Origin of the sequence: Sphingobium yanoikuyae, assembly GCF_034424525.1 — a bacterium.
Classification (GTDB): domain Bacteria; phylum Pseudomonadota; class Alphaproteobacteria; order Sphingomonadales; family Sphingomonadaceae; genus Sphingobium; species Sphingobium yanoikuyae.
This window is the reverse complement of the sequence record NZ_CP139979.1, coordinates 4,717,184-4,732,676: the sequence shown is the minus strand read 5'-3', so window position 1 is coordinate 4,732,676 and position 15,493 is coordinate 4,717,184. Positions and strand designations below refer to the sequence as shown.

The 15,493-nt window shown below is 62.4% G+C and carries 12 protein-coding genes, 2 tRNA genes and 1 riboswitch; of the genes, 8 read left to right on the top strand and 6 right to left on the bottom strand.

Going from position 1 to position 15,493, the window contains the following annotated elements:
• Positions 1 to 115 precede the first annotated feature (115 nt).
• Positions 116 to 308, bottom strand: a riboswitch (cobalamin riboswitch).
• Between the two features lie 66 nt (positions 309 to 374).
• Positions 375 to 1,235: an ABC transporter substrate-binding protein gene (locus U0025_RS21995; RefSeq protein ID WP_004209725.1), complete on the top strand. Its 861-nt coding sequence runs from the start codon at positions 375 to 377 to the stop codon at positions 1,233 to 1,235.
• 12 nt (positions 1,236 to 1,247) lie between these two features.
• On the opposite strand, the gene U0025_RS21990 is transcribed toward U0025_RS21995, so the two are convergent.
• A complete protein-coding gene (locus tag U0025_RS21990; protein WP_004209723.1) occupies positions 1,248 to 1,646 on the bottom strand; it encodes an acyl-CoA thioesterase in 399 nt (132 codons plus the stop codon).
• Positions 1,646 to 3,718 (bottom strand): S9 family peptidase, encoded by a 2,073-nt coding sequence (locus tag U0025_RS21985; RefSeq protein ID WP_004209721.1) that lies wholly within the window; start codon positions 3,716 to 3,718, stop codon positions 1,646 to 1,648. Before U0025_RS21985 ends, U0025_RS21990 begins: the two co-directional genes overlap by 1 nt.
• 110 nt (positions 3,719 to 3,828) lie before the next feature.
• Between U0025_RS21985 and U0025_RS21980 the strand changes: the two genes are divergently transcribed.
• Entirely contained in the window at positions 3,829 to 5,610 is a 1,782-nt protein-coding gene (locus U0025_RS21980) for an aminopeptidase P family protein (RefSeq protein ID WP_004209718.1), read from the top strand.
• Between the two features lie 6 nt (positions 5,611 to 5,616).
• On the opposite strand, the gene U0025_RS21975 is transcribed toward U0025_RS21980, so the two are convergent.
• A complete protein-coding gene (locus U0025_RS21975; protein ID WP_162181981.1) occupies positions 5,617 to 5,757 on the bottom strand; it encodes a hypothetical protein in 141 nt (46 codons plus the stop codon).
• A gap of 115 nt (positions 5,758 to 5,872) precedes the next feature.
• Here U0025_RS21975 and U0025_RS21970 point away from each other — a divergent pair.
• Positions 5,873 to 5,947, top strand: a tRNA-Thr gene (locus tag U0025_RS21970).
• A gap of 24 nt (positions 5,948 to 5,971) precedes the next feature.
• Here U0025_RS21970 and U0025_RS21965 read toward each other — a convergent pair.
• Genes U0025_RS21965 through U0025_RS21955 form a run of 3 tightly spaced genes read right to left on the bottom strand, consistent with a single transcriptional unit; the run spans position 5,972 to position 8,540 of the window.
• A complete protein-coding gene (locus tag U0025_RS21965) occupies positions 5,972 to 6,196 on the bottom strand; it encodes a DUF1294 domain-containing protein (protein ID WP_051156957.1) in 225 nt (74 codons plus the stop codon).
• A 55-nt stretch (positions 6,197 to 6,251) separates the two neighbouring features.
• Positions 6,252 to 8,270, bottom strand: a complete 2,019-nt coding sequence (locus U0025_RS21960) for a TonB-dependent receptor (RefSeq protein ID WP_004209716.1) — start codon at positions 8,268 to 8,270, stop codon at positions 6,252 to 6,254.
• A gap of 36 nt (positions 8,271 to 8,306) precedes the next feature.
• Positions 8,307 to 8,540, bottom strand: coding sequence for a hypothetical protein (locus U0025_RS21955; RefSeq protein WP_139278719.1), 234 nt, complete (start codon positions 8,538 to 8,540; stop codon positions 8,307 to 8,309).
• 80 nt (positions 8,541 to 8,620) lie between these two features.
• Here U0025_RS21955 and U0025_RS21950 point away from each other — a divergent pair.
• The 5 genes from U0025_RS21950 to U0025_RS21930 all read left to right on the top strand — a co-directional run bounded on the left by U0025_RS21950 (position 8,621) and on the right by U0025_RS21930 (position 15,485).
• A tRNA-Gly gene (locus U0025_RS21950) sits at positions 8,621 to 8,695 on the top strand.
• Between the two features lie 379 nt (positions 8,696 to 9,074).
• On the top strand, positions 9,075 to 9,677 hold the full coding sequence (locus tag U0025_RS21945) for an RNA polymerase sigma factor (RefSeq protein WP_257010967.1): 603 nt from the start codon (positions 9,075 to 9,077) through the stop codon (positions 9,675 to 9,677).
• Complete coding sequence (locus tag U0025_RS21940; RefSeq protein ID WP_004209714.1) at positions 9,674 to 10,672, top strand: FecR family protein; 999 nt, start codon at positions 9,674 to 9,676, stop codon at positions 10,670 to 10,672. Before U0025_RS21945 ends, U0025_RS21940 begins: the two co-directional genes overlap by 4 nt.
• 95 nt (positions 10,673 to 10,767) lie before the next feature.
• Complete coding sequence (locus tag U0025_RS21935) at positions 10,768 to 13,314, top strand: TonB-dependent receptor domain-containing protein (protein WP_257010966.1); 2,547 nt, start codon at positions 10,768 to 10,770, stop codon at positions 13,312 to 13,314.
• The gene (locus U0025_RS21930) at positions 13,314 to 15,485 is read left to right on the top strand and encodes a prolyl oligopeptidase family serine peptidase (protein ID WP_004209712.1); all 2,172 of its coding nucleotides are present in this window, start codon (positions 13,314 to 13,316) and stop codon (positions 15,483 to 15,485) included. Before U0025_RS21935 ends, U0025_RS21930 begins: the two co-directional genes overlap by 1 nt.
• Positions 15,486 to 15,493 lie beyond the last annotated feature (8 nt).

The window sequence follows — 15,493 nt, the reverse complement described above, 5'->3', positions numbered from 1 at the left end:
CGCATCCCAGGGACGATATCGGTGCCCGGCCGGGCGCGACATGGTCCCCGCAATTTGCGGTCCACCTGTCGCCACGCGGGTTCACCCCCGTCCGCTCGGCACACCCTGTCCGCGCGAAGGACGACCGCGACGGGCAGGTCTCCTGGCTCGCGGGTCATCGCTGATTCATGCCGCCTTCTCAGAACCTTGCGGTCCCAATGGCATGTGGCACAAAAGCTCGCCGCTCACAGTTGCAGGGGCAGCCGGGGTCTTGAACCCCATTCCCTTTTCATCCCCGCTGCCGGGGAACCTGTCGCAGTCCGGGCGATAGGCGAGCCCGACTGGAGCGTCAATCTTCCTTGCCTGGCGGAGCGCGCGGGCTAAGGGAGGTGGCCATGCGGATATTTGCGCCCATCGGCCCCGGCAAGGGGATGATCGCCCTGATGATCGCCCTGATCGGCGGTGCCACATTATGGGCGGCCACCGCGCGCCAGCCTGCCAATGCAGGCAAACGTCCGCAACGGATCGTGTCGCTCAACCTGTGCGCCGACCAGTTGCTGGTCGCGCTGGCCGATCGCGACCAGATTGCCGGCCTGACCCATAATGCCGCCGATCGACAGATGTCGGCGGTGGCGGCCGTAACGAAGGGCCTGCCCATCCTCGACGGATCGGCCGAACAGATTTTGGCGACCAATCCCGATCTGGTGATCGGCATGCCGGCGCGGCGCAATCCGGCGATCGCGATCCTCAAAGCCCAGCATTATCCCGCCGTCGACCTGAAAAGCGCGGACAGCTATGCCGACATCGTCGCCTCGATCCGCACGGTGGCGCAGGCGACTGGCCATGCCGACCGCGGCGAAGCGATGATCGCGCGGATGGACCGGGAGCTTGCCGCCCTGCCCCGCGCGCCGAAGCCAAAGGTCGCGGCCTATTATCAGCGGCGCGGCTACATGACCGGCACCGGCACGCTGGTCGACGACCTGATGACGCGGGCGGGGCTGCGCAACCTGGCCGCCGATCTTGGCAAGCCGGCGATCGCGCAGGTCAGCCTGGAGGAGATGGTCGCCGCCCGGCCCGATTATCTGATCGTCGAGAGCGCCACCGACCGGATCACCGACCAGGGCACCGAAATGCTGCACCATCCCGTGCTGCGCGACATAGCGCGCATCAGCCTGCCCCAGGCCTGGACCGTGTGCGGCGGGCCGGCCTATGTGCAGGCGGCCCGTGCTTTGTCACAGGCCGTCAGCGCCCGCTGAAGCTGGGCCGGCTCAGCCCTCGATGAAGTTGGCGGCTACCTCGGCCGGCACCCGCATCAGCCGGCCGCTTTCCTTGTCGATCATCGCCCAGGTGGATTTCGCCGACACCTTCACCTTGCCGTCCGGTCCGGTGAACTCGATCAGCCGGTCGAACCGCGCGCCGCGCGGCCCTTCCGGTATCCAGGTGCGGCCCGACACGACATCGCCCTCGGTCACGTTGCCGCGATAATCGACCTCATGCCGGGTCACGACCCAGATATAGGCGTCGACATGGGCCGGGTCGGCATCGGTCATCCAATGTTCGACCGACAATTGCTCCATCCACTGCACCCACACCGCATTGTTCACATGGCCCAGCACATCGATATGCTCGGGCCGTGCGGTGAACTGCTTGGTGAAGCTCGACGCCATCAGCCTTCCACTCCCAGCTGCCACAGGATGAACGCAAATTCCTCGGCGGTCTCGTGCAGGCTCTCGAACCGGCCCGACTTGCCGCCATGGCCCGCGCCCATATTGGTCTTGAGCAGCAGGATATTGCTGTCGGTCTTGGTGGCGCGCAGCTTCGCTACCCACTTCGCCGGTTCCCAATAGGTGACGCGCGGGTCGTTCAGCCCGGCCGTCACCATCAGCGGCGGATAATCCTGGGCGCTGACATGGGTGTAGGGATCATAGGACTGGATCGTCCGGAACGCGGCTTCATCCTCGATCGGATTGCCCCATTCGGGCCATTCGCCCGGCGTCAGTGGCAGCGTCTCGTCCAGCATGGTGTTGAGCACGTCGACAAACGGCACATGCGCCACCACCGCGCCCCACAGGTCGGGATCGGAGTTGATGACCGCGCCCATCAGCTCGCCGCCGGCCGATCCGCCCGAAATACTGATCCTGCCCTTGGCCGAATAGCCAAGATCGATCAGCCCCTTCGCGACATCGACGAAATCGGTGAAGGTGTTGGTGCGCTTGTCGAGCTTGCCGTCCAGATACCATTGCTGGCCCATATCGTCGCCGCCGCGAATATGGGCGATGGCAAAGGCAAAGCCGCGATCGAGCAGCGACAGGCGGCTGGTCGAAAAGCCCGGCTCCATCGCCAGACCATAGGCGCCATAGCCATAAAGGTGCAGCGGCGCGCTGCCGTCGCGGGGGAAGTCGGCGGGATAGACGATCGACACCGGAATTTGCGTGCCGTCGCGCGCCGGGATCATCAGTCGCTCGGTGGCATAGCGGCTGGCGTCATAGCCCGAGGGAATCTCCTGGACCTTGAGTATCTCCAGTTCACCCGTTGCCAGATGATAATCATAGATGGTGTCGGGCGTGACCATCGATTCATAGCCGATGCGCAGCTTCGTCACCTCATATTCGGGATTGTCGTCGAGGCTCGCCGAATAGCTGGCTTCCGGAAACGGAATGCGCTTTGCCGCATGGGTCGCATAATCGCGCAGCTCGATCTGGTCGAGCCCGTCCTGCCGCCCTTCTGTAACGTAGAAGGTCTTGAACAAGGTGAAATCGGTCAGGTAAAAATGGGCGTCGGCGCCGATCACTTCATTCCACTGGTCGGGCGCGTCGAGCGATGCCTTCACCAGCCGGAAATTGGGATGGGTGTCGTTGGTCTTGATGTAGAGCGTGCCCTCATGCTCATCAACATCATATTCGCGGCCGGCCTTGCGCGCGGAGACGAGCAACGGCGTCGCGGTCGGATTGTCGGCCGGGATCAGCCAGGTTTCGCTGGTCACATGGTCGCCGGTCGCGATGACGATCCATTTTTCCGATGAGGTGAGGCCGATCGAGACGCGGAAGCCCTCATCATCCTCATGGAACAGCTCGACGTCGCTCGCCACATCCTGGCCCAGCCAGTGCAGCCGCGCATTGTCGGTCCGCCAATTCTCGTTGGCGAGGCCATAGAGCAGCCCCTTTGAATCGCTGGTCCACACCAGCGACGACAATGTGTCGGGAATGATTTCGGGCAGGATTTCGCCGGAAAAGAGATCCTTGATCCGCGCCTCGAACCGTTCGGAGCCATTGGTGTCGATGGCATAAGCCAGATAGCGGCCGTCCGGGCTGACCGACATGGCGCCGAGACGAAAATAGTCATGGCCCTGCGCCAGCGCCGGTTCGTCCAGGATCAGCTGGTCGTCACCGCCTGTTGCCGGCTTGCGATACCATTTGCGATATTGCGCGCCGGTCTCGAACGCGCGCCAGTAGATATAGTCGCCATCCTTCTGCGGAACCGACTGGTCATCTTCCTTGATGCGCCCCTTCATCTCGTGGAACAGCGTGTCGAGCAGCGGCTTGTGCGGCGCCATCGCGCCCTCGAACCAGGCGTTCTCGGCCTCCAGATAGGCCAGCACATCCTTGTCCTTGACGTCGGGATAACCGGGGTCGCGCAGCCATGCGTAAGGATCGTCCACCGTGATGCCATGATGCGCGAAACTGTGCGGGCGGCGTTCGGCGATCGGCGGGGACAGGGGCGGCTGCATTTGATCGGTCATTAACTATCCATGGTCCAGACGGGGGCTGCGCTGGAATAAGCGCGCCGGCCCCTCTATGTTGTCGGCATTATGGCCAACGCAAGAGGCCGGAATGATCCAAGGGAAGTTCGATGTCCAGTTATGAAGATCGCCTGAAGGCCCTGCGCGCCCAGCTGGTACGCCAGAAGCTCGATGGTTTCGTGGTCCCCCTGACCGACGAGCATATGAGCGAATATGTCGGCGCCTATGCCCAGCGGCTCGCCTGGCTGACGGGTTTCCAGGGTTCGGCAGGCAGCGCCGTGGTCCTGCCGGAGGAGGCCGCGATCTTCGTCGACGGCCGCTACACGCTGCAGGTGCGCGAGCAGGTGGACGGCGCCCATTGGCAATATGAAAGCGTGCCGCAGACTTCGATCGCCGCCTGGTTGAAGGACCATGCGATCGAAGGCGCGCGCATCGGCTATGATTCCTGGCTGCACACCCGCGCCTGGGTGAAGCAGGCCACCGAAGCGCTGGCCCAGAAGGGCGCGCAGCTGGTTGCGGTCGACACCAATCCTGTCGACGCCGTCTGGCCCGATCGCCCGGCCCCCAGCGACGCCAAGCTGGTGGTCCATGAGGATCGCTATGCCGGCAAGAATGCAGCCGAGAAGCGTGCCGATATCGCCGACTGGCTGGTGTCGAAGAAGGCGGATGCCGCCGTCCTCTCCGCGCTCGATTCGATCGCCTGGGCTTTCAACATCCGCGGCAAGGATGTCGAGCGCACCCCGGTCGCGCTGGCCTATGCCATCGTCCATGCCGATGCGACCGCCGACCTCTATGTCGCGCCGGAAAAGATGGACGAGGCGGTTGCCAAGCATCTGGGCAATGCGGTGCGCATCCATGACCGCGCCGCCTTTGCCGATGCGCTCGCCGACCTCAAGGGCAAGACCGTCGTCGCCGACCCCGAGCGGGCCGTTGCCGCCATCTTCGAGGCGCTCGACGCCGGCGGCGCCCAGATACTCAGCCTGCGCGACCCCGCCGTGCTGCCCAAGGCGATCAAGAACGACACCGAGATTGCCGGCCACAAGGCGGCGCAGGCGCGCGATGGCGCAGCCCTGAGCCGCTTCCTCCACTGGATCGCGGTGGAAGCGCCCAAGGGCGGCCTGACCGAACTCTCCGCCTCGGACCGGCTGGAGGCATTCCGCAAGGATACCGGCCTGCTGGAGGATCTGTCCTTCGACACGATCAGCGGCGTCGGCCCCAATGGCGCGGTCGTGCATTATCGCGTCGAGGAAAAGACCAATCGGCCGATCGAGACCAGCAGCTTCTACCTGGTCGATTCGGGCGGCCAGTATCGCGACGGCACCACCGACGTCACCCGCACCATCGCCATCGGCAGCCCTAGCGAAGAGATGAAGCAGCGCTTCACCCTGGTGCTGAAGGGGCATATCGCGCTGGCCCGCGCCGTCTTCCCGCTTGGCACGCGCGGTGGCCAGCTCGACGTGCTGGCGCGCCAGTATCTCTGGGCACAGGGGCTGGATTATGCCCATGGCACCGGCCATGGCGTCGGCAGCTTCCTGTCGGTGCATGAAGGGCCGCAGCGGATCGCGACCTTCGGCGGCGGCGACGAGCCGCTGGTGGCGGGCATGATCCTCTCGAACGAGCCGGGCTACTACAAGACCGGCGAATATGGCATCCGCATCGAGAATCTGGTGCTGGTCGAGGAACGGGCGATCGCCGGCGGCGAAAAGCCGATGCTGGGTTTCGAGACACTGACCTTCGCGCCGATCGACCGCAACGCCATCGCCACCGACCTGCTGGATGCCGGTGAGCGCGCGTGGGTCGACGCCTATCATGCGCAGGTGCTGGCCGTGGTCGGCCCGCAGCTCGAAGGCGAGGCGCTGGCCTGGCTCCAGTCGGCCTGCGCGCCGCTCTAATCCGAATCAGTCCTTGGACGATTCCGGCGCGGGGGTGGGCTCAGCCCCTTCCCGCGCCACATCGCGGCTCTGGGCCTTGCGACGCCGCAAATTGTCGCGCAGCGCCTGCGCCAGCCTTGCTTTCTTTTCGTCCGGGGTCTCGCTCATGATGAAGCGCATAAGCAAAATGCATTATCTGCCGCAACCCGCCTTGACAGGAGGCAATGGGGCGGCCATAGGCGCGACCTCCGAAGCGCACGGCGCGACGGAGACGAAATAGAGTGCTGCCGTAGCTCAGTGGTAGAGCGCATCCTTGGTAAGGCTGAGGTCGCGAGTTCAATCCTCGCCGGCAGCACCATTTCTCCCCCCGACAGATGAAAAATCAGATCATCGCCCATCCGGCGAGGACCAGCGCCTGCGCCGCGGCGATCAGCCATAGCCACCGAACTAAAGGCTGTTTGCGCGTCTTGTGACGAAAGAGGCGGCGCGCGGCAAATGCACCCGGCGCCCCCCCTGCGAGCACCCAGAGCAGCAAGGTCCGCTCGCGGATTCGCGCCATCCCTCGCACGGCCCGGCGCTTGTCGAACCCGAACAGCATGAAGGCCATCAGGTTCGCCAGCAGCAACCAGGCGAGGGCAAGAAACTGCGCGACGGGAATCGGCTCAACCGCGCACGGTGACGCCGATCCAGAGCGTCCTGGGCGTGCCCAGATCGATCGATCCACCGGCATTGCGGGTGACGATATCCTCGTCGAACAGATTTTCTCCGCGCGCGACCAGGCTGATGCCATGGCCGATCGGCAACCGGGCGAGGGCGTCCAGCGTCAGCGCATCGGGCAGCACGTCGCTCTGCAGGTCATCCTCATATTGCTTGGCCGTGTAGCGCAGCGTGGCCGACAGTTCCGGCCCGGCCTTGGGCGCCCAGGCCAGCGTCGCGCTGGCGGAATGGCGCGGCACCTGCGCGGGCGCGAAGCCGTCGAACGCCATGCCCGGCGCATCGACCCTGGAGCGGCTATAGGCATAGGAAGCGAGCAGCGAGAAATTGGCCGGCAGTTGCGCGCTGGCGGTCAACTCCACGCCCTTGGCTCGAATCGCGTTCACATTCTGCCGCTGGCGGGTGTTGGTGGCGATGGTGACATTGGCGATCGCATCGTCGAGCCGGTTGTAGAAAAGCGTGGCGGAGAGCTGCACGCCCGATGCCGGGGTCAGGTCGATGCCCCCCTCCACACCTTTCAGCTTCTCGGGCTTCAGGTCCGCATTGGCCTGGGTGGTGATCGGGAAGACGACGAAGGGGCGATACAACTCGTTGAGCGTGGGCAGACGGAAGCCGCTATAGGCCGCGCCGCGCAGCGCCACCGCATCGCTCACATGGTAGAGCGCGCCGGCCCGACCGGAAAATTCCCAGTCGGACCGATTGGCGTAGGCGCTGTCCTGCGTCACCACGCCGGCCGCACTGACCGCCTTGTAGAAGCCGTTGCGGATCGACCAGCGATCGGCCCGCACGCCGCCGGTCAGGACAAGATTGCCAATCGTCCAGTCATCCTCCGCAAAGATGCCGGACGTGATCTGGTCACCACCGGCATGACGGCGCGCTGTCAGCGGGTTGGTGGCGATGCCGGCATTATAGGCATCTTCAAACATGTCGCCGGTGGCAAAGCGGCTATCCACGCCGATGCGCAGCACATGATCCTCGCCCACCGGCGGGCGCAGCTCGATCTTGCCGCCGATCCCGGTCGAGGGGGTGTTGCGCTGGTCGAGCGACTTGCGGAAGCTGGTGGAAGAGATGACGATGTTCGAGAAATTGCGCGCCTGGAGATAGGCGAGCGCATCGACCTGCCAACGCCCCCGGCTGATATAGCGGATACTGGCGTCCTGGCCCTGGCTCATGCTGTCGGCGCCGGCAAAGCGCAGCGTGCGGTTGTCCTGGAACAAGGTGCCGCGAAACTGGATTTCCGAGGTCGCGTCGATCGGCGCGACCGCGCGCAAATTGGTCGACCAGCTATCATAGGCGGCGGGCACGGTGGCGGCAACGCGCTGGTCGCGGGGCGTGGTCTGGAAACCGTCACCGCGGTCCCAGCGCCCCGAGAGCGACACGTAACCATTGCCCAGATCCGGCGCGATGCTGGCGGACAGTTCGCTCGCGTCCCTGCTGCCATAGAAGGCGCTGGCGCCGACGTGCGGCATCTGGTCGCGGGTGGCGCTGGCCAGTTCGATCGTGCCGGCAACCGCGCCCGCGCCGAACGCGCCACTGCCCCCGCCGCGCGTCACCCGCACCAGCGCCAGCCGGTCGGGCACTAGCGCGGAGAAGGGAATATAGCCGAAAAAGGGATCGGCCACCGGCACGCCGTCGAGCAGCACCAGCGTCCGGCTCGACGCATTGCCGCCCAGCGCGCGCAGGGTGGCGCCCTGGTTCGAGGGGTTGGAGGCGCGGCTGTCGGAGCGGCGGAACTGCTGGAAGCCCGCGACATCGGCCAGCACGCTCTCGATCCGACCCGACGCCGCATCCTCAAGCCGATCCCGGTCGATCACCACCGACCCATAGGCCGGCGTCCCCGGCGGCAGGGCGAGGCCCGTGCCCGTCACCACGATCGACGCGGCCTCATCCGCCGTCACATCGGGCGCCTGGGCAGCGGCGACGCCGGGCAACGCGCACAGCATCAACGGCAGCGGCAGGATTTTCATGAAGCGCGTCCCCTTGGTCCGATTTTGCATCGGGGACTAGGAAGTCGCGCCCTGCACTGTCAAGCCGCGACCACCGCCTGCCCTGCCATCACCAATATCGCGCAGATACATGCACACCATGGCCAAAGGCGGCATGATTCGACGATTCGCCATGGGCCGATCCACAGCCGCGTTCGCCCCGGCGCCACCCGCCAATTTAATCACACCACCAAAACCCCCGGAAAACGGGGGATTTTTTCCTTTTTCAAAAAGTTTTTCATTTTTCTGCAATTCAGCCCTTGCCGACTTTGGAAACCACTGCTAGTTCGCCGCCACCCGCCGAGAGGGACACACTCTCCCGGCCGCCAAGAGCGGGCGTAGCTCAGGGGTAGAGCACAACCTTGCCAAGGTTGGGGTCGAGGGTTCGAATCCCTTCGCCCGCTCCAGAATTCTTCAATAAAATCAAAGAATTCTGGCCCGCCGGGGCCGATCGAAACCGCTTATTTTTCCTTCGAAAATCGCAAAGTAAGCGCATGGTAAGCATGTTTGGGGCTAGGTTCCGCTGTGCTTTTTCCATCACAGTTTACCAGTCTCCTATCGCACCGGCTGCCTTGCGCAATCGATTACATGCCGCCATCATCGTGACGTGAGGAAATCCGAAGAGTGCCTCGCAAGCATACCTGCCAAGCATAATTTACGTCGGTCCACGAAGGACGGACGGCCGCCTAGAGATGACAGTGGCATGTCGAACCGCGGCATAGCGCAGGGGAAAGCAAACAGTCGGGCGGCTGCCCGATGGCAGTTGCTGTCGCCTGGATTTGACTTGTGCCCTCTCAATTCCCTTTCCCGTGCCATCGTCCGCCTAGGTCCGTATCCTCTGGATGCCACAATAGTCCCGCCGATGGGACGCCGGCATCCGACGCCGTTTCTCCGCCGGCCGAAAGCCTTGCGCAAACTTTCCAGACCGAGCGAGCCGGGCTTCTGCGTTATCTGGGCAAACGCGCCGGATGGGATGCCGCACCTGATCTTGTCCAAGAAGTCTTCGTGCGCGCCGCAAGCAGCGAGCAGGCGGGACGGCTCATAAATCCTGCCGCGTTCGTCAAACGAATCGCCCGCAATTTGCTGATCGATCGAGCCCGAAAGATAGGACGTGATAATGTCGTCATCTTTCCACTCGACGAGCAGCGAGATGTCGTCGCGCAGCCAGAGCAATGCCTCAATTTAGAGGCGTCCGATCTCCTACGCCTCTACGAGAATGCCGTCGATACGCTTCCCGAAAAGACCCGCCGTGTATTCCTGATGCATCGGGTGGATGAAATGAGCTATCGCCAAATCCATGAGCGATTGGAAATCAGCGTCGCGACGGTGGAATATCACATGGTGAAGGCGCTCGCGCATATCAGCCGCCACGTGGACGCGGCGCGATGAGCGACCTGGATGGCGACGATGGCGTCGACTGCGATGCCATCGAAGAACAAGCTATCGCGTGGTTCCTGAATCTGCGCGCTCGTGAACCGGGGGCGGATACCTCGGATCTCGACGCATGGCTGGATCAGTCTGCCGATCATCGACGGGCCTATGAGCGGGCTCGACATCATTTCGAGGCTTCAGAGATACTGAAGTCATCTGTCCGCCATGGCAAAAAGAAGCCGTTACATTCCCGCACATTTTTCCTCGGCCTGGGAATTGCAGCAGCATTTGCGCTGGCAATAGCTCTAGGTGCGACCTTCACGTCGAACCAGCATCTGCGGACCGCTATCAACGAGGAAGCTGCGCCGGCGCGCATGCGTGCGCCGCGGCATCAGATCCGCACCGTGGCGCTCGCCGACGGTTCCGATCTCACGCTCGACGCCGCCAGCCAGATCGAAGTTGCAATGACGAGCAGAGAACGTCGAATCCGGCTGCTCGAAGGGAAGGCTCGTATAGCCGTGAGCGCAGACCCTCGCCCCTTCATCGTCGAGGCTGGTTCAGGCGAACTTACGGCCAATGCCGCAAGCTTTGATGTGGATATGGCTGCCGATGGTCAAATCGAGGTCGCCGTCCTGTCGGGTGAGGTCGAATTGCGCAGGTTGCTGCGCCCCGCGGTGTTGGAGAGGGCAGCCCCAAAGATGCAGGCCGGGCAAAGCTATGGCTATCTTGCAAGCGACTTCACACCAATTGCGGTCGGACAGGACGACACCGATCGGCGTGACTGGCCTAATGGCTGGACCGAATATCATTCCGCGCCCCTGTCGGAGGTGATTGCGGATGCCAATCGATATGCAAGGCAGCCGATCGAGCTCGATGAGCCACCCCTGGGCAATCTGCTGGTTTCGGGACGGTTCCATATTACGGATAGCGACCGCTTTGCCGAGAGGATCGCCTCTCTTTTCGGACTTGCTGCAGTCCACCGCCAAGGCGCCATTCACCTGCGCAAGAGATAAAAAATTTTGATGGACGACTAAGGTCGTACCAATTGCAGCGTCAATCCCCCCAGACGCGCCGATGTGGCGGGTCGGCAAACGCATTGGGGGGAACAATGTCCGTCACGAAGGTTCAAACGATTGCATTGCTCATGGCTGGCGCGGCAGGGGTTGTTTCAATCCCCGCAACATGGGCCAAGGACGATCCGGCTATCGTCATCGATTTGCCCGCACAGACGCTTGACCAATCTCTGCGCGCCGTTGCCTCGAGCGCTGGCTGGGAAATTTACATGTCTGCCAGCGATATCGAGGGCGTTGCCGCTGCCCCGCTCAAAGGCAATCTGACCCCGAGTGAAGCTATTGGTCGGCTCCTCAAAACCACCGACCTCGAAGCTAAGATCGTGGATGGAGCCGTGATCATCCGCTCGAAATCGATCAGCGATGAAAATTCGAGGGACATCATCACCGTCACCGGCAGCCGGATTACCGGGGCGCCGCCGTCGGCCCCCGTTCGCGTCATAACGGCCGAAGACATGCGCCGCGGCGGACAAGCGGACCTCGGTGAGGTCATCCGAAGTTCGCCGGTGAATTTTGGCGGAGGGCAGAACCCCGGTGTCGGCACAAGTCAGGGCAACAGCGACGTCAACGTCAACGGATCATCGTCCCCCAATCTGCTTGGCCTGGGTCCAAATGCCACTTTGACGCTGCTGAATGGCAACCGCCTCAGCTACACCGGTCTTAATTCTGCCGTCGACATCAGCGCCATTCCCGCAACCGCAGTGGATCGTGTCGAAATCATCACGGACGGCGCTTCGGCGATTTACGGCGCCGATGCCGTAGCCGGCGTCGTCAATGTCATTCTGAAGCGCGACTATGAAGGCGTTAGCGCGCTGGCGAGAGTCGGGGGGGCGACCGATGGCGGCAATTTCCAGCAGCAATATAATCTGACGGGTGGCGCCAAGTGGGCCGGAGGCGGAATTATCGCCGTTCTGGACCATTCGTCCAACTCCGACATTCCAGCATCGAGCCGTTCCTACGCCAGAAGCATGGCGACGGATTCATCGCTTTACCCCAGGCTCGGGCGCGATAGCGCGCTGATAAGCCTCTTCCAGGACATTGGCAGTCAGCTGAAGGCCAATGTCGACCTGATGTACAAGGACGGAAGGCAAGATGTGATCGCCGGCTTCCTTGAGGGACAGCCGCACACCGCCAGCGGCGCGGCGGTCCGGGCAGACACCCGGTCGTGGCTTGTCGCCCCGTCGCTTACGGCCAGCCTTGGCGCATCCTGGAATCTGCATCTCCTGTCGTCGTTCGGCGCCGACAAATCCCAGACTCATTCGGACATCTTCGCGGGCGGCTCGGTTTATGGGGCAAGTTATCGGCAATATGACAATGATGCCCAGTCGATCGAATTGAACGGCGACGGCCCGCTTTTCAGCCTACCTGCCGGCGAGGTTCGCGTTGCATTGGGCGGCGGCTATCGCCGTACCGGCATCGAACTGACCACCACCACATTGGGCGTCACGAGCAACGCCTTTAAGCAGCACAGTGAAAACGGATTTGGTTTCGCCGAACTGCTGGTCCCGATCCTTTCGCCAGCGCAGAATTCCCGGCTGGGGCGTGCGCTTCGGCTGACGGGAGCATTCCGCTACGAGGCGAACTCAGGCACAGATTCCGTCGCGCTTCCAAAATTGGGGATCGTCTACGAGCCATTTGATGGCCTGGCGATAAAGGGTAGTTGGGGCCGCTCATTCCGCCTCCCGACCCTGTATCAGCGATATGGAAGCTATTCCGCCGTCCTATATCAGACCGCCAGATATGCCACGGGCTTTCCAGCCGACTCGACCATGATAATCTTGGGGGGCGCGAACGCAGACCTGAAACCCGAGAAATCGGAAAGTTGGACCTTCTCGGCGGAATTCCGTCCAGTCGAACATCCCGAATTCACCGGGAGCATCAGTTTTTTCCATTTTGATTACACCGATCGTGTTGCAACGCCGCTGACGTCTGCGATCGGCGTGCTCAACAACCCGATCTATAACAGCCTCGTCACGCTTGACCCGTCCACCTCCCTGCAACAGTCGCTGATCAGCGGTGCAGCGATCGGTCTGCAGAATGGCACGACCGGCACTTATGATCCCAGCCGGGTCGTCGCAATTCTGGATGGCCGTGACCGAAACATGGCACGCGAGATCTACAAAGGCATCAGCCTTTCCATGCGCTACCTGATCGGAGACCCGGATCGCGAGGCGCTCGATCTCAGCTTCGATGGCAATTGGATCGATAGCAGCAGGCAATTGTTCGACGGCCTGCCGACGGTCGATCTTTCCGGCACCATATTCAACCCGCCCAAGCTCAAGGGCCGCGTCGGTGCCAGCTATGTCACACCGCGGCTCACCCTCTCTGCATTCACCAATCTGAGTTCAAGCATCCTCGATAACCGGAGTCTGCCAGCTTACCGCCTGCGCGCGCTCGCGACCCTCGATCTTTCCGCCATCGCCAAGATGGGAGGCGGATTCGAATTGGGCGCCAATATGCAGAATGTCTTCAACGCCAAGCCCCCGTTGATCGTCACAGGCTCTGGTTATGACACGCCCTTCGATACGACCAATTACTCCCCAATTGGACGCTTTCTCTCCATCCAGATTCGCCGGTCGTGGTGATGCTGATGCGCGCGGGAACATGCCTGGCCATCTTGCTGACACTCGCGGCGGCACAGCCGATGGTGGGCCGTGCGGTCGCGGCTCAAGGCCATTTCTGGACCATGGACGACATATTGGCGATCCCCGCTGTGGCCGGCACCGCGCTGGCCGATGACGGACGATCGCTTGCCTACATCCTTCGGGTCGCAAACCGAAAGGAGAACCGCACGGAGTTCGAACTCCATGTGACCAACTTCCAGCCGGATGGAGACAGGATCCTTGCCCGTTCCATCTGGATGGAAAGGCTCCAGGCCGTTCCCGGCAAAATGGCCTGGAGCCTATTGATCGATCAGGGACAAGGCGTTCAGCTCTATCAGTTCGGGGCCGACGGCGCCATGCAAGCCCTTGTCGTCAATCCCGAGCCAGTCCTGGTCGGGTCAGCCGATGGTGCACAATTCGGCTATGGCTTCACCGGGCCAGTACGCTTTGGTCTTGCCTATTATGACTGGTCACCCGACGGGCGTCGACTCTTCTACTCACTGCTGCGCGGTGAGGACGAAAAAGGAGAAATCCGGCATGATGAAGACGTCACGCGGCTGACCATCTATCGGCGACGAGGCCCGAGGGTCACGACACATTTCTTTATGAAGGAGGATGGTGGTCCGCCGCTCTGGATCGCTGACGTTGTCGGCCCCGACCGGGTTGGGCGCTATCTGGGCGGCATGCCGATCTGGCACGATGATGCACTCGACTATGCACTCCAGGCAGACAACCTCAATGTGCCCCATATCCAGCGTTACCGCTGGCGGTTCGAGGATCGCAAAAGCCGACCTCTTGACGAAGGGCCCGCGCTGTTCGCCGATCGCATCACGGGACCTCATGGCGGAACGGTCGCGATCGAGCGCGTCAACCAGCAGCGTCGCTTGAGAGAGCGAACAATCGATGGCCGCTTGATCGACTATGGGGGGCTTGATGCCACATTGTCGGACGCTCGATCCCCTGGACATTGGCGATCTCCAGACGGGAGTATGGCTCTCATAGCTGTCCGCTTCACCAGCGCGGGCCGCTATGGCCTGATCCGCCTAGATACCGCTGGCAGAGTGGCGCGGATCGAGGTTCCTGAAAGCCTGACCCATTGCAGTTTTACGCCCAGACTGTCCGAAGGCGTGTGCGTGCGCGAAGGGGTAACGCGAGCGCCATCCTTCGTACGGGTCACCGTCGGCACGGGCAGGATCGAAGCGCTTCAGCCCCTGTCGCCGCGACATGATGCGATTACGCCGCTTCGCGTGGAGACCCGCATTCTGACAAACGCCTATGGATACCGCGCGCGAAATCTGATCATTTACCCCCGGACGTATAAATCCGGGCAACGCTATCCCGCTGTGCTCGTTACGCATGGTTCCGACGCCGACGAACGGTTCGGGTCGAAGGATATACAATGGGATTATCCGATCCAGCTCTTCGCTGAACGCGGATATATGGTCATACTGGCCAATGAGCCCGACGTCTCGCAAAGTGACGAACTGGAAAAGGCTTCGGCAGATCGCAACATGTGCGGCGGGACAACACCGCCTGCGGAAATACAGCGCCTGGGTTGGCTCAATCAGATTGAGAGCTTCCGTGTAATATTGCATGCGCTTGACACCGAAGGCCTGATCGATCCCAGGCATGTCGGCATTGCAGGCTACAGTTACGGATCCCAGATCGCGAATGTCGCCGTCACCCAGGCTGATCTGTTTTCAGTTGCATCCAGCGGCGATGGGGGTTTCCTCGAACCAACCAGCTATCGCACGCACCAATGCGTCTACCGGGCTATCTATGGCGGGGCTCCCGGCGAGCCTGTTGCGCAGCCAAATTATGCCGCTTTGGCCCCTTCCTATCGAGCGCGCTTCGCTCAGGCGCCGGTGCTGCAGCAGATCGCCGAACCACATGAGTCCGCGATCGATTTCCATCAGGCATTGCGCGCTGCGCAGATCCCTTCGGAAATATCACTTTATCCCGGAGAGAGCTGGGCGTCGGACGAGACGCATTTTTTCCATCTGCCCTCAAATCAGCTGGGCGCCATGGCGGAGAATCTGGAGTGGTTTGATTATTGGCTACGGGATCTTCCACCCTCAACTGAACCGGATGGCGCGCGACGCGCGCGATGGGAGGCCATGCGGCTTGCGCGGCCAAAGTCAGGCGATCGATGATCGCCGAG